This window comes from Pseudonocardia zijingensis (assembly GCF_042657305.1).
GTDB classification, from domain to species: Bacteria; Actinomycetota; Actinomycetes; order Mycobacteriales; family Pseudonocardiaceae; genus Pseudonocardia; species Pseudonocardia zijingensis.
In genome coordinates this window covers 130,537-142,420 of sequence record NZ_JBHSKO010000005.1, presented here as the reverse complement: position 1 = coordinate 142,420, position 11,884 = coordinate 130,537, and the positions used below count along the sequence as shown (strand labels likewise).

Sequence of the window (11,884 nt, the reverse complement as noted above, 5' to 3'; positions counted from 1 at the left end):
CCGCCGTGAGGTCCTGCTCGGGCGGGTTGGTCGAACCGAGAAGCACGTCCCAGCGCGCACGGCGACAGCCTCGTGCTGCCCGAGCCCCCGAGGACCAGACGCCGCTCCGTGCTGACCGACGATCGAGTGGGAATCGCTCGTCAGGAGACCAGGCTCCCGGCTCCCCAGTAGAACGGCCCGGTGGTGGTGGCGCGGACGTCCACCCGCCAGCCGATCCGGGCCAGCCGATCCGCGAGCTCGTCCGGCCGGTGCGGCACCTTGACGGCCCGGTGCGGGGTGCCGTCGGTGAGCCGGCGCAGCACCGCGGCGGAGGCCTCCCCCTCGATGAGCTCCTCCGGCGTGCGGTACGCGTCGTCGACGAAGAACACCCGCCCGCCCGGCTCCAGGCAGTCCGCCACCAGCGCCCAGAACGACTCGAACCGCTCCAGCGGCACGTGCGAGATCCAGAAGCCGAAGAAGACCACGTCGTAGCGGCGGTCCGGCCGCCAGTCGAAGACGTCCGCCTGCACGAACCGCACACGGTCGTCCGCCACCCGGCTCGACGCGATCGCGATCATCTCGGCCGACGCGTCGACGGCCGTGACCGTCTCGGCGTGGCGCAGGAGCTGCCGGGTCCAGGGACCCTGGCCGCACGCGAGCTCGAGCACGTGACCAGCCGGCCGGAACGCCTCCAGCGCCGCCGACAGCTCCTCGCCTCCGTCGAACGGCAGCGTGTGGTCCTCGTACTCCGGCGCCACGGCGCGGTAGTAGGCCACCTGCTCGGCCAGGAGTCGATCGAGATCACCGTCGGGCACCCGGGCGCTCATGCCCTCGATGATGTCGGGTCGCTCAACCGGTTGACGGCCGGGTCCGCGCGCTAGATCGTGTGCGCAGCACACGAGGAGGTGGCTGGGGTGGACCCGGAGTCGACATCGCCGTCGAAGATCGCCGTCGCAGAGGCCGGGTCGCGCCCGGACCAGCTGCGAAGGGTCGCGCTCGCGAGCGCCGTGGGCACCACGATCGAGTGGTACGACTACTTCATCTACTCCACTGCGGCCGCGCTGGTGTTCGGCTCGCAGTTCTTCACCGACCTGGAACCGGCGTCCGCCACGCTGGCCGCCTTCGCCACGCTCGGCGTCGGGTTCCTTGCCAGGCCGATCGGCGGCGTCGTCTGGGGCCACTTCGGCGACCGGGTGGGCCGCAAGGCGATGCTCATCGCGTCGCTGCTGCTGATGGGGTTCGCCACGGTCGGGGTCGGGCTTCTGCCCACCTACGACCAGATCGGCCTGCTCGCCCCCGTGCTGCTGCTCGTGCTGCGGCTGCTGCAGGGGCTCTCCGCAGGCGGGGAGTGGGGCGGCGCCGCGCTCATGGCCGTCGAGCACGCACCGGAGGGGCAACGGGGCAAGTACGGCTCCTACTCGCAGGTCGGGGTTCCCGCCGGGCTGATCCTCGCCCAGCTGGTGTTCGTGGCCGTCGGCGTGCTCGACGACGAGCAGTTCGCGGCCTGGGGCTGGCGGCTGCCGTTCCTGTTCAGCATCGTGCTCGTCGGCATCGGCCTGTTCATCCGGCTGCGCATCGAGGAGAGCCCGGTGTTCACGGCCCTGCGGTCGCAGGACGTGCGGGCGCGGGTGCCGATGATCGACGTGATGCGCGAACGGCCCCGTGAACTGCTGCTGGCGTCGGTCAGCTTCATCGCCAACACCGCGATCGGCTACGTCTTCCTCGCCTACCTGCTCTCCTACGGCACGTCGGTGCTGAAGGTCGACCGCACCACGATGCTGGTGGTGGTGATCATCGGCAGTGTGTCGTGGCTGGTGAGCATCGTGGTGTCGGCCCAGTGGTCGGACCGGGTCGGCCGCAAGCCGGTGTACCTCCTCGGCTCGGTGCTGCTGGTCGTGTGGCCGGTGCCGTTCTTCCTGCTGGTCGACACGCGGTCGACGGCATTGATGATCGTCTCGGTGATCGTCCTGACGATCGGGCTGGGTGCCTCGTACGGCCCGCAGTCGGCGCTGTTCTCGGAGATGTTCGAGCCGCGCTACCGCTACAGCGGCGCCTCGTTCTCCTACGCCGTGGGCGCCGTGCTCGGCGGCGGGTTCGCGCCGCTGATCGCCACCGCGCTGCAGACCTCCACCGGCACCTCGCTCTCGGTGTCGGCGTACATGGTGGTGGTCGCGGTGATCAGCCTGATCGCCGTCATCTGCATTCGGGAGACCCGACGGGTGTGACCGTCTTGCGCGCCCGCGGCGCCGTGGCCAGCACGGAGCCGGTGAGGATCAGCGCGAACGCCACCAGGATCGACGCGGTGAGCGGCTCACCGAGCACCAGCACGCCCGCCGTCACCGCCACGGCCGGGTTGACGTAGGTGAACACCAGCGCCCGCGACGGCCCGACCTCCCGGATGAGGGCGAAGAACACGAGGAACGCCAGCGCCGTGCAGAGGACGGCGAGCCCGGCGAGCGCGGCGAGCACCCGCCCGTCGGGCATGGTCTGCGGCCAGGTGAGGGCAGCGGCGGGCGCGTAGACGAGCGCGGCACCGCCCAGGCACACGGCCGTCATCGGCAGGGTGGGCACGTCGGACAGCCGCCGCGCCGCGATGATCGGCGCGGTGGCGTAGCAGAGCGCCACCAGCAGCACCTCGACGATGGCCCACGGGCTCCCGCCGCCCAGCGCGGGGCCTGCCAGCACGGCCACGCCGATGATCCCGACCGCGAGGCCAGCCCATCGCACCGCCCCGAGCCGCTCCGCGTCGCCGGTGAGGCGGCCGATCAGCACCGCGACGATCGGCGTGGCGGCGATGAGCAGGCCGGTCATCGAGCTGCTGATGTGGCGCTCCGCGTCCGAGAGCAGCCCCCACGGGATCATGATCTCGATGGCCGCGAAGGCGAGCAGCGGGCGCCAGCGCAGCCGCAGCCACGCCGGTCGTCCGGCCCGGAGCGCGAGCGGCAGCAGGACGGCCGCGCCGACGGCGGTGCGCGCGAACACGAGCACCGGTACCGAGACGCCCTCCACGGCCACCTTGATCATCAAGTAGGGGATGCCCCAGAGCACCCCCATCAGCGCGAACAGCACCCACCCGCGACCGCTCACCGGCCGGCACCTCCGATCCGAACCCCCGCGTGCTCCCCGGCCACGTTACGGCCACGTGAACCCGCGGGCGACGGATTACGGCGCGGTGGTCGCCCGCCCCATGAAGGCGCCGTCCGGGAAGCCCTCCACCGCGATCCCGGAGAAGCCCATCCGGTCGTAGAACGCCCGCGCGCGGGTGTTGGCCGGGTCCATCTGCAGGTGCACACGGGGCACGCCCCTGTCGTTCAGGGCCCGCAGGAACGCGGTCATGAGCGCCCGGCCGTGCCCGGCGCCCTGGTATGCCGGCAGCAGGTCGATGTGCAGGTGGGCGGGGTGGTCGGCCACCTCCGCCACGAGCATCCGCTCCGGGTGGTGCAACACGACGGCGAGCTGTTCGAGCGGGGTGGCGGGCCGCTCCCGCAACGGGTACCGGTCGGCGAGCGGGGGCAGCCGCTCCTGCCGGAACCACCTCACGAAGGCCGGGGTGTCGGCGGTGCCGAGTACGTAACCGACGGCCGTGCCGCCGTCGTCGAGCACGAACGCGAGCTCCGGCTCGTGGTCGACGTAGGGCAGCGCGAAGATGTTCGCCAGGAGGTCGGGATCCGGCCACCGCTCGCGGGAATCCTCCCCGCCGTCACCGGTGAGCACGCAGACCTCGGTGACCGCGGCGCGGTCCTCCGGCCGGTAGGGACGGATGATCGGCACGGCGCAACGGTAGTGCCCACGGCCCCGTGAGTGGATACGAGTGCCGGAGCACTCGTATCCACTCACGGGGTGGTGAACCGGTGGGCCTCCACGATCACCTCGGCCAGCCGGCCCACGGCCGCCTCGAAGATCGTCTTCCCGTGCTCCGCGGTGGCAGCGGTGGGATCGCCGACGTGACCGTCGGGCCCGAAGTCGTCGCTCGTCCAACCGAACGACACCGGCTTGCCGAACCCGATGTGCTCGTAGTCGCGCAGCCCTTCGGGCACGTTGCGCCGCGCGAGCTCCATGTGCACCAGGTCGGGGCGCAGGTGCAGCATCAGCGACGTCTCGCCGTGGCCCGCGTGCACGCCCATGCCGAACTCGTTCTCCGCCGAGGTGCGCCCGCCCTGGTCGGCGGGCACCGAGAGGTGCGCGAAGAACGTGCGCAGCCCGAACCTGATCCGGATCTCCCGGCACGCCACCTGCCCGAGCGCGGAGTTGCCGCCGTGCCCGTTGACGAACAGCAGCCGCGTGATGCCCGACGTCGAGAGCGACCGGCCGATGTCCACGAGGGTGCGCATCAGCGTGTCCCAGGACAGCCAGATCGTGCCGGCCGACCAGTGGTGCTCGTCGGACTTCGTGTACGCCAGGCCGGGGAGCAGCACCACCGGCGCGCTGCCGGCCTCGGCCACCGCGCGCACGGCCGCCTCGGCCGCCTCGGTGGCCGTGACGTAGTCGGTGGACACCGGCAGGTGGGGCCCGTGCTGCTCGATCGCCCCGAGCGGGAGCACCGCCACGGTGTCGGCGGGCAGCGCCGCCACCTGCGGGCCGGTGAGGTCGACGAACCGGGGCACCATCAGCGCACCCCGATGTTCACGCGGGTGTCCACGGGCGGGGTGGCCGTGAGCTTGCCCGGGTTGAGCAGGCCCTTCGGGTCGGTCACGCGGGCCGTCTCGATGGCCAGCTCGACGTTGCGGTCGACGTACCACTGGTGCGGAGAGTGGACGCCCACGCCGATCGCGTCCAGCTTCGGGATCCCGGCGAGCACGGCCTCCTCCCCCCGGTACTCGGCCACGATCATGGCGCCGGGGCCGTGGCCGAACAGCTCCAGGTGCAGGTGCACCGGCCCCTCGTACACGGCGCGCACGGCGTCGGGGTCGTCCCAGATCGGGGTGCCGCCCGACTCCATGTGGAAGTACGTGCGGTCCGGGTTGCCGCGCTGGAAGAACCAGACCGGATGGTTGTAGGACATGCCCGAGAGGCGGTCGGTCTCGGCGTAGTCGGGAAGCGTGGCGACGTGCTCGCCACCCACGGCCATCCGCCGCTCCACCTCCGCCACCGTGGACGCCTCGGCGATCACGCGCAGGCTGTGGCGCGTGGGGTCGAGGTCCATCGGCGCCGTGAGCGTCGGCACGAGTGCGGGCTCGTCGCCCGAAGCGAGACGCGGCAGCTGGGGCAGGTCCAGCAGCGAGCGGTGCACCGCCACCAGGTCGGCGTAGGAGGCGAAGCTCCCGTAGACGGCCGCCCACTCGCGCGCGGGGTCGGTGCGGATCTCGACGTCGACGAGGATGCCGGTGACGCCGTAGGTGTGGACGTAGGCGGCGAGCTCGTCGCCGGTGATCCGGCGCATGGTGCCGCTGCCGTCCATGGGCGCCACGAGCGCCGAGACGACGAACCCGTCGGCGGTGGTGCGGTGCTCGATCGTGCCGGTGCCCGCCGACCCGCCGCCGATGAAACCGCCCACCGTGGAGCTCTTGGTGGACGGGTACATCCAGATGTCGCGCCCGGCCGCCCGGCCCACCTTGTCGATCGCGGTGAGCCGGGCGCCCGCGCCCGCCGTGATGGTGCCGCCCGGGTTCACCGTGATCGAGTCCAGGCCGCGCAGGTCGAGCAGGATGCCGCCGTCGAACGGGGTGGCCTGCCCGTAGTTGCCGGTGCCCGCCCCGCGCGGGGTGACCGGTACGTCGTGCTCGTAGGCCACCCGCAGCACCTCGGGCACGTGCTCGGGCTGCGTCGGGCGCACCACGGCGTCGGCGAGGTAGCGCCCGGCCGGCACCTTCTCCTGCAGCACCGGCGACATGCGCGACCAGTCCGACGAGACCTTCAGGATCAACGCCGGGTCGACCGAGACCGTGCCGACGCCGAGCCGCGCGATCTCGGCGACGGCCTCGGCCGTGCGCTCCGCAACGCTCACGGGGTTCCCATCTTGATGTTCGGATCGACGAAGTCGTTGGTGTAGAGGCTCGTCGGGTCCGGGATCTCGGTGATCGTGCCCTGGGCCTGCAGGATCGGCCCGAACGTCGACACGATCTCCTGCATGCGGGCCGGGTCGAGCTGCCCGAACACCCCCGACGCGGGGTCGTCGTGCACGAAGCCCTGCTCCACCTGGGCCTTCGCGGAGTACTCCGCGACACCCGCCGAGTAGCTCCAGCCGGTCTGGTACGCCTCGACGAGCTCCACGATGAGCCGGTTCGTCGGCGCCGGGTCGGCGAGGTAGTCGATCTGCGACTGCTGCATGATCGGCACCAGCTTCTGCAGGCACGGGCGCAGCTCCTCGAGCTTGTCGGCGCGCACGGCCAGCGGCTCCGGGTAGATCGAGTAGCCGTAGTTCGCCAGCGGCTCGAAGCCGACCGGGCGCCCCCACTGCGAGATCTCGTTCTCGTAGACGTACGGCTCGGCCGTGGCGAACCCCTGCTGCAGGATCGTCGGCTCGGACACGAACCGCGCGGGCGTGCCCTCGTAGCTGGTGTCGACCTGCGACTGCTGGATGATCCCCCTGTTCACCAACAGCGCCGGGATGATGTCACCCGCGGTGACGACCGGCGTGCCCGCGGCGGCGACCTCGCGGATCGTGGTCGCGCCCGGGTGGGACTCCGGGTCCCACATGAGGATCTGCGGGCTCACCGTCAGCTGCGAGGCGACGGCGACGGTGGGCTGCTCGGCGAACCCCGCGAGCGCCGCGTCGCTGTTGACGGCGCCGAGCGTGATCGCGTCGTCCAGGTACATCAGCGCGGGCACCGGCTGGAACCCCACGTTCGGCCCGCCGGGCCGCACCTCGACGTCCACCCCGGTGTCCACGCCCTGTGTGACGAGCGAGCCGGTGACGGACTTCGCGTCCGCGTCGATCGTGTAGTCCGGGCCGATGAGGGAGTACATCGAGCCGTGCTCGGCCTCGGGCTGCCAGTCCTGCTGCAGCACGACCGTGGCGGGGCAGACCCCACTGAGGTCGAGCGGGCCGCCCGCCTCCGCGGCGGGGGCGGCCGGAGCGGACGCCGCGCCGGACTCCTCCCCTCCGCCGCCGCACGCCGAGAGCAGGAGCGCGGCCGCGAGCGCGGTCGCGGCGATGGGGCCGGATCTACGGGTCATGGGGAGCTCCAGTGGTGGGGACGGGTCAGCGGGCGACTCGGCCGTACCAGCGGCCGACGACCGCCCGGTCGAGCACGGCGAAGATCGTGAAGATCACGACGCCGAAGAGCGCGGTGAGGGTGACGGAGGTCAGCAGCGCCTCCATCTGCAGGCGCTGGGTGTACACGCGCAGGAGGCCGCCGATGCCGGGTGCGCCCTGCTGGAAGAAGTAGTCACCGACGATCGCCCCGATCACGGACAGGCCCGCGGCGTTGCGCAGCCCCGTGAAGATCGACGGCACGGCGGCGGGGAACTGCAGCTTCGTCAGCCGCTGCCACCGGGTGGCCTTGTTCAGCGTGAACAGGTCGTGCGCCGCGGCGCTCGCCGACTGCAACCCGAACAGCGTGTTGGCCACCATCGGGAACAGCGCGATGATCACGCAGACCGCCACCCGGGCGAGGAACGAGTACCCGAGCCAGATCCCGATCAGCGGCACCAACGCGAGGATCGGGATCGTCTGCAGGATCACCGCGTACGGGTAGAGCACCTTCTCCGCCCACGACCACTGCGACATCACCACGGCGTAGGAGATGCCGAGCACCACCGCGATCGCGAGCCCGACGAGCGCCACCGCGAAGCTGCGGGCGAGCGCCTCCATCATCGGGCCCATCAGCTGCGGGTTGGAGAAGGCCTCGCCGTACACCTGGTGCGGGGGCGGCAGCAGGAACCGCTGCTTCGCGGGGAGCACCAGGTAGGTCACGGCGTACCAGACCGCCACGAAGCCCACGAGCGCTCCGACGATCGGCAGGGAGCTGCGCACCGCCGAACGCGCGGCGGAGCGCGGCGGCACCGCCTCCGGGGCGGGTGCCTGCACCCGCGTCTCGACCGTGGTCATGAGTGCTCCCCCAGTGCCGTCGAGACGCGCCCGGTGATCTCGCCGAACTCGGCCGAGTACCGCAGCTCCGGTTCCCGCGGGTAGTCCCACGGGATCGGGATCTCCGCCACGATCCGGCCCGGCCGCCCGCTCATCACGAGCACGCGCGTGGACAGGTACACCGCCTCCGACACCGAGTGCGTGATGAACAGCCCCGCGAACCGCTCCTGCCGGAAGATCCGCTGCAGCTCGGTCTGCATCTGCAGGCGCGTGATCTCGTCGAGCGCGCCGAACGGTTCGTCGAAGAGCGCGAGGTCGGGCTCCGCCACCAGCGCGCGGGCCAGCGACACGCGCATCCGCATGCCGCCGGAGAGCTGCCGCGGGTGCTGGGACTCGAACCCGGTGAGGCCCACCAGGTCGAGCGCCGCCTGCGCCCGGCTGCGCCGCTCCTCGCGCGGCGTGGAGCGCAGCTCCCCCACCAGCTCGACGTTGCTCAGGGCGCTGCGCCACTCCAGCAGCGTGGCGTCCTGGAAGACGTAGCTGGTGGCGCGCGCGGACACCTCCACCGCGCCGCTCGTGGCGTCCTCCAGACCCGACGCCAGCCGCAGCAGGGTCGACTTGCCGCAGCCCGACGGGCCGACCACGGTGACGAACTCCCCCGCGTGCAGGGCGAGGCTCACGTCGGTGAGCGCGACGGTGCCCGTGGGGAACCGCTTGCTCACCCCCTGGAGTTCCAGGGTGCGGGTGCGCTCTGCGATTTCGGTGGTCACGATCGCTACCTCACATCGGACAGCGGTGGCGGGGCAAGGTCGGGTCCGACACGGCCCGGCAGGTCGACGGCGCGGGCGGTGCGGGTGTCGGCCACCACACGCCCGCCGGACACCACCACCCGCGCGTCCACCGCACCGGCGAGGACGTCGCCCAGGTCGCCGTCGGGGACGAGCACGAGGTCGGCCGCGGACCCGGGCGCGGTGCCGGCAGGCGGCAACCCGAGCACGGTGCGCGCCCCGGTGGTGACCGCGGCCAGCGCCTCCTGCGGGCGCAGGTGCGCGGCCGTCATCAGCAGCGACGTGGTCTCGAACGGGTCGGCGCGCCCGGCCGGGTTGAACGGGTCGCGCAGGTTGTCCGCGCCGGCGGCGAGCGGGACGGCGGCATCGAGGATCTGCCGGACCGCGGCGATCCCGCGCGGCACGGCGTGCGTGGCATCGCGGCCCTGCAGGTACAGGTTCGTGATCGGCAGCGTGACGATGCCGAGCCCGGCGCGCGCGGCCAGTTCCAGCACCCGCTCCAGCCGGTCCGGCGGCAGCATGCCCAGGCGCACGCAGTGGCTCGCCGTGACCCGCTGCTGCAGGCCACGGGCGATCACCTGTTCCGCGAGGTCGACGATGTCCAGGCCCGCGTCCTCCGGCGGGAGCCCCGTCTGCTCGTCGGCGTGCAGGTCCACCGGCAGGTCGAGGCGTTCGGCGAGGTCGAGCATGCGCGCGGTCTCGCGGCGCGGATCGGGGGCGATGTGGGGGCACCCCCCGATGACGTCGACGCCGCGGGCAGCGGCCTCGGCCAGCACCGCGTCCGGCGTGCCGTGCCCGGCGAGCATGCAGACCTGCAGCGTGACCCGGCCCCGCAGCTGTTCGCGCACCGCCACCAGCGCGTCGATGCCGCGCATCGGGTCGCCGGACTCCGGGACGTCCACGTGCGAGCGGATCGCGGTGATCCCGTTCGCGACGTAGCGGCGCACCGCGGCGAGCGCCCGTTCGGCGATGTCGGCGGCGTCGATCCCGGCCACCAGCGCCTTCCACTGCGCGATCGCGGCGGACAGGTCGTTGCCCGCGGCGGGGTCGACCCGGGGCGCGGTGAGCGCCTTGTCCAGGTGGGCGTGCGGCTCCACCGCGGACGGCAGGACGCGCCAGCCGGTGGCGTCGACGTCCACCCCGTCGTCCGCCCCGGGTGCCGGGTTCGCGCTGATGCGGCCGTCCACCACCTGCAGGTCGGTGACCGTGCCGTCCAGCAGACGCACACCGCGCACGGAGCGCAGCCGCACGCCCGACAGCTGCGCCGCGTCGTCCGGCGCCCCGATCGGGCGGATCCGTGCCGTATCGATAGCGTCCTCCTAGACCGCGCTCTACCTGCACAATATTGATGGGGTCAACATCGGTGGACGTTAGGGAGCCCATGTTTCAGCGACGTTGCCGCGTGCGCGCGGCGATGTGAAACCGTGCACGCCACGAGCGAGCCCGAACGCGCCGCGGACGCCCGGCTCGGCCGCGCCATCCGCGCCGCCCGCCACGACCGCGGGATGACCCTCGCCCAGGTGGCCGCGCACGCCGGGCTCTCCCAGCCGTTCCTGTCGCAGCTGGAGCTCGGACGCACCCGCCCGTCCATGCGTTCGCTGTACCGCATCGCCACCGCACTCGGCACCACCCAGCAGGCCCTCCTCGGCCGCGCCGCGGGCCCGCCCGCCACCGAGGCGGTGCGCGGCGACGCCGCCGCGCTCGTCGAGGTGGAGGCGGGCGGCGCCCGGCTGCTCCTGCACGACCCGGCCGGCGCCGACGTCACCGAGTTCGTCGGCTCGCCCCAGGAGTTCGGCGAGTTCTTCCGCCACGAGCGCACCGAGCTGCTCTACGTGGCCCGCGGCACCGTGGAGGTCGAGCTGCGCGAGAACGGCACCAGCCGGTTCAGCACCTTGCACACCCGGGATTCGATCACCTACCCCGGCCGCGTGGACCACCGGTTCCGGCAGGTCGGCCCCGAGACGTGCGTCGTGGTGCTCGTGCACTCGGGGGCGCCCGATGCCTGAGGAGGTCTCCGGCGACCCCCTCGCCCTGCTCGCCCGCTGGGCCGAGGCGGGCGCACACCGCACCATGACCTTCGCCACGGCCGACGCCGACGGCGTGCCCCACGCCCGCACCGTGCTCGTCACCGGCATCGGCGCCGACGGTGTGCGCTTCCACACCTCCACCCCCACCACCAAGACCCGCGACATCGCCGCCAACCCCCACGCCTCCGCCGTTTTCCACTGGCGCGAGCAGGAACGGCAGGCGGTGCTGCAAGGTCGCGCCGTCGAGCTCGACGCCGCCGCCTCCCGCGCGGGCTACCTCGCCCAACCCCGCAGGCTCCAGGTGCTCGCCTGGGCCATCCGGTCCCTCCTCCCCCACCTCCGCGCCCCCGACTACGCCGTGCCCCCCGGCGTCATGGAGGAAGCCTTCGCGGCGGCCGCCGCCGACCCCGCCTCCCACGAGCCTCCGGACACCTGGACCACGATCCGGCTCGAGCCCGACCGCATCGACTTCTGGCAGGGCGGCACCGAGACCTCGCCGTCGACGAAGACCCGGTTCGTGCGCGACGGGCAGGGCTGGCGGAGCTTCCCGGTGCTGCCCTGAGGATCGCGCGGAGCTGGGCGTCGCGTGGGCTCGCACATCGGTTGTGGTGCCCGCACACCGGTTGCAGTCGGTGTGCGGGCGCGAGGGGTTGTGTGCGAGCGACGCGGGTACGGCCGCTGACGCGCCGGCACACCGGTTGTGGGGTCCGCACACCGGTTGCAGCCGATGTGCGAGCACCCGAAGTTGTGTGTCAGCAGACCGGCGGCGACCGCGGCCAGGCCGACACCGGCTGTGGGGGGCCCACACACCAGTCGCAGCCGATGTGCGAGCACCAGAGGTCGTGTGCGAGCAAGCCGAGGACCGCCCCGACCCGCCGGCACAGCGGTAGTGGGCCCCCCAACCAGCTGCAGCCGATGTGCGAGCACGCAAAGTTGTGTGCGATCAGACCGAGGCAGCGACGAACGCGCCGGCACACCAGTTCTGGTGCCCGCACACGGTTGCAGTCGGTGTGCGGGTGCGAGGGGTTGTGTGCGAGCGACGCGGGTACGGCCGCTGACGCGCCGGCACACCGGTCGTGGTGTCCGCACATCAGTTGCAGCCGGTGTGCGAGCACGCGAAG

Annotated in this window: 12 protein-coding genes; 3 read left to right on the top strand and 9 right to left on the bottom strand. The window is 72.6% G+C overall.

Annotation, left to right across the window (positions count from 1 at the left end; genetic code table 11):
- Positions 1 to 140: 140 nt before the first annotated feature.
- The gene (locus ACFPL3_RS12790) at positions 141 to 806 is read right to left on the bottom strand and encodes a class I SAM-dependent methyltransferase (RefSeq protein WP_343945252.1); all 666 of its coding nucleotides are present in this window, start codon (positions 804 to 806) and stop codon (positions 141 to 143) included.
- A 117-nt stretch (positions 807 to 923) separates the two neighbouring features.
- Here ACFPL3_RS12790 and ACFPL3_RS12785 point away from each other — a divergent pair, with 117 nt between their 5' ends.
- Positions 924 to 2,204 carry an MFS transporter gene (locus ACFPL3_RS12785; RefSeq protein WP_379589078.1) on the top strand — a complete coding sequence of 427 codons (1,281 nt, stop codon included), beginning with the start codon at positions 924 to 926 and terminating at the stop codon, positions 2,202 to 2,204.
- On the opposite strand, the gene ACFPL3_RS12780 is transcribed toward ACFPL3_RS12785, so the two are convergent.
- The 8 genes from ACFPL3_RS12780 to ACFPL3_RS12745 all read right to left on the bottom strand — a co-directional run bounded on the left by ACFPL3_RS12780 (position 2,173) and on the right by ACFPL3_RS12745 (position 9,986).
- Complete coding sequence (locus tag ACFPL3_RS12780) at positions 2,173 to 3,066, bottom strand: DMT family transporter (protein WP_343945254.1); 894 nt, start codon at positions 3,064 to 3,066, stop codon at positions 2,173 to 2,175. The two genes, ACFPL3_RS12785 and ACFPL3_RS12780, sit on opposite strands and share 32 nt — an antisense overlap.
- A 75-nt stretch (positions 3,067 to 3,141) precedes the next feature.
- Complete coding sequence (locus ACFPL3_RS12775; RefSeq protein ID WP_343945255.1) at positions 3,142 to 3,750, bottom strand: GNAT family N-acetyltransferase; 609 nt, start codon at positions 3,748 to 3,750, stop codon at positions 3,142 to 3,144.
- A 62-nt stretch (positions 3,751 to 3,812) separates the two neighbouring features.
- Entirely contained in the window at positions 3,813 to 4,586 is a 774-nt protein-coding gene (locus ACFPL3_RS12770) for a creatininase family protein (RefSeq protein ID WP_343945256.1), read from the bottom strand.
- Entirely contained in the window at positions 4,586 to 5,923 is a 1,338-nt protein-coding gene (locus ACFPL3_RS12765; RefSeq protein WP_343945257.1) for an FAD-binding oxidoreductase, read from the bottom strand. The genes ACFPL3_RS12770 and ACFPL3_RS12765 overlap by 1 nt, the downstream gene beginning before the upstream one ends.
- Complete coding sequence (locus tag ACFPL3_RS12760) at positions 5,920 to 7,095, bottom strand: ABC transporter substrate-binding protein (RefSeq protein ID WP_343945258.1); 1,176 nt, start codon at positions 7,093 to 7,095, stop codon at positions 5,920 to 5,922. The genes ACFPL3_RS12765 and ACFPL3_RS12760 overlap by 4 nt, the downstream gene beginning before the upstream one ends.
- A 25-nt stretch (positions 7,096 to 7,120) precedes the next feature.
- Positions 7,121 to 7,969 (bottom strand): ABC transporter permease, encoded by an 849-nt coding sequence (locus tag ACFPL3_RS12755; protein WP_343945259.1) that lies wholly within the window; start codon positions 7,967 to 7,969, stop codon positions 7,121 to 7,123.
- Entirely contained in the window at positions 7,966 to 8,718 is a 753-nt protein-coding gene (locus ACFPL3_RS12750; protein WP_343945260.1) for an ABC transporter ATP-binding protein, read from the bottom strand. The genes ACFPL3_RS12755 and ACFPL3_RS12750 overlap by 4 nt, the downstream gene beginning before the upstream one ends.
- 5 nt (positions 8,719 to 8,723) lie before the next feature.
- Positions 8,724 to 9,986 carry an amidohydrolase family protein gene (locus tag ACFPL3_RS12745; RefSeq protein WP_343945261.1) on the bottom strand — a complete coding sequence of 421 codons (1,263 nt, stop codon included), beginning with the start codon at positions 9,984 to 9,986 and terminating at the stop codon, positions 8,724 to 8,726.
- Positions 9,987 to 10,160: 174 nt separating this feature from the next.
- Between ACFPL3_RS12745 and ACFPL3_RS12740 the strand changes: the two genes are divergently transcribed.
- Together ACFPL3_RS12740 and ACFPL3_RS12735 are read left to right on the top strand one after the other, a co-directional pair.
- Positions 10,161 to 10,742, top strand: coding sequence for a helix-turn-helix domain-containing protein (locus ACFPL3_RS12740; RefSeq protein WP_343945262.1), 582 nt, complete (start codon positions 10,161 to 10,163; stop codon positions 10,740 to 10,742).
- A complete protein-coding gene (locus tag ACFPL3_RS12735) occupies positions 10,735 to 11,325 on the top strand; it encodes a pyridoxine/pyridoxamine 5'-phosphate oxidase (RefSeq protein ID WP_343945263.1) in 591 nt (196 codons plus the stop codon). The genes ACFPL3_RS12740 and ACFPL3_RS12735 overlap by 8 nt, the downstream gene beginning before the upstream one ends.
- The last annotated feature ends 559 nt before the right edge of the window (positions 11,326 to 11,884 follow it).